We start from the raw sequence: 1,743 nt of genomic DNA on the forward strand, positions 1-1,743 counted from the left end.
TTATTCACCGAAATCTGACCGTAGCGGTTGCGTGCGCCTGAAAGTGCTGTAGATTCAAGCTGCTAGACAAAAACCATAGGCAGCATCGGACGCACGCATGGGTGAAACGCTACAGCCATTCATTCCGGGTTTCAACAGGTCGTTGCGGATCGAAAGCCGGGCGGACCGCTTGACCGGCGACCCTGGGGCGGTCCTCTTGCGCGAGGTCTTGGAACGCAGCGGCATCGTGTCTTGGATGACGTCGCGTCTGAGCGACCCGCGCAGCAAGGTCGACGTGACCCATGATCTCGCTTCACTCATCCGGACCTCGGTGCTTTTGGCGGCGCAGGGCTGGCGCGACCACGACGATGCCGATGCCCTGCGCCATGATCCGGCCTTCCGTCTGGCCACCAGCTCGGCAGCCGGACTGACACCGCTGGTGGGGTCCGGGCTTGCCTCGCAGCCGACCCTGTCGCGGTTCACGGCCTTGATGGCCACCCCTGCCAATCTCAAGGTCTTGCGCGAAGCGATTCTGGAGATGGCAGGCCGCGGGATCAAGGCCGAACGGCAAGGCAAGCGGCTACGCTCTATCACGCTGGATGTCGACAGCGCCCCCATCGAGGTACATGGCCACCAGCCGAAGACGGCCTGGAACGGCCATTACAATGCCCGGATCTACCACCCTTTGATCACCTCGATCGCGGAAACCGGCGACATGCTGGATGCGCGGCTGCGGGCGGGCAATGTCGGCACCGCCGACGGCGCACTCGATGTGATCCTCGACGTGGTCGACCGCGCCCGAAAGAACTTTTGCGACGTGGCCATGGTGCGGATTGATGCCGGCTTTCCTTCGGCCGGGCTGCTCGCGGGCCTGGAGGCCCGGGGCATCGACTACGTCTCGCGCCTGCGCGCCAACCCGGTGCTGGACCGGCTGGCCGAACCCCACATGGTCCGCCCGGTCGGCCGCAGACCTGTGCAGCCGAGGACCTGGCTGCGCGAATTGCGCTATAAGGCCGACAGTTGGGACAAACCGAGGCGGGTGATCCTTGTCGTCAAGGAACGCGAGGGCGATTTGCTGCTTGATCGCTTCTTCCTTGTCACGTCGCTGCCCTGGACCGAGAAACTCTGTCACGAGGTGCTGGCGCATTATCGCGAACGCGGCAAGGCCGAGGGCCACATGGGCGAGTTGAAGGACGTTCTGGCCCCGGCGCTGTCGTCGACCAATCGCGCGAAATCGCATCTGCGCGGCAAGGCGCCGAAGTCCAGAACGACTGCCATCGATGCCTTCGCGTGCAACGAGGTGCGCCTGCTCATCTCTTGCCTCGCGTATCAGGCCATGCACATCGCCCGTCGGGCCATGGAGAAGGCGACCGGAACCGGATGGAGCCTGCGCCGCCTGCGCGAGAGGGTCCTGCGCGCCGGAGCACGGCTTGTTGTCTCCGCCAGGCGCATGACCCTGACGCTCTCCTCCGCCGCGGCCCCGTTCTGGGCTGTGCTCTGGCCGCGGCTCATGGCTCTGCAATGGGCCGACCCGTAACGGCCTGGAGCCGCGCCTGCCCGGAAACCCACGACGCCCATGGGCGCCTGAACGCCCTGCGCGCACGGTGCCACAGCAACGCGGGAGCCAGAAAAAATCACCCGTCTGCCGCCTGAATGACCCCGCTGCCGTCGCTCGACGCCGTCCCAAATCCGCGAAAGAGGTCGAAACCATCCCCGACCCGCTCCCGAGCCGACTGAAAGCGCGCATTCGGTGAATAAGCTGGG

At 65.3% G+C, this 1,743-nt stretch carries 1 protein-coding gene; it reads left to right on the plus strand.

Annotation, left to right across the window (positions count from 1 at the left end; genetic code table 11):
* The first annotated feature begins 97 nt into the window (after positions 1 to 97).
* Positions 98 to 1,516 carry an IS1380 family transposase gene (locus tag C5F46_RS16010; protein WP_107326289.1) on the plus strand — a complete coding sequence of 473 codons (1,419 nt, stop codon included), beginning with the start codon at positions 98 to 100 and terminating at the stop codon, positions 1,514 to 1,516.
* Positions 1,517 to 1,743 lie beyond the last annotated feature (227 nt).

The organism is Phaeovulum veldkampii DSM 11550 (genome assembly GCF_003034995.1).
Lineage (GTDB): Bacteria > Pseudomonadota > Alphaproteobacteria > Rhodobacterales > Rhodobacteraceae > Phaeovulum > Phaeovulum veldkampii.

Excerpts from the sequence above, each read along its gene's own strand:
- C5F46_RS16010 (WP_107326289.1), top strand. The coding sequence starts at position 98 with ATGGGTGAAACGCTACAGCCATTCATTCCGGGTTTCAACAGGTCGTTG.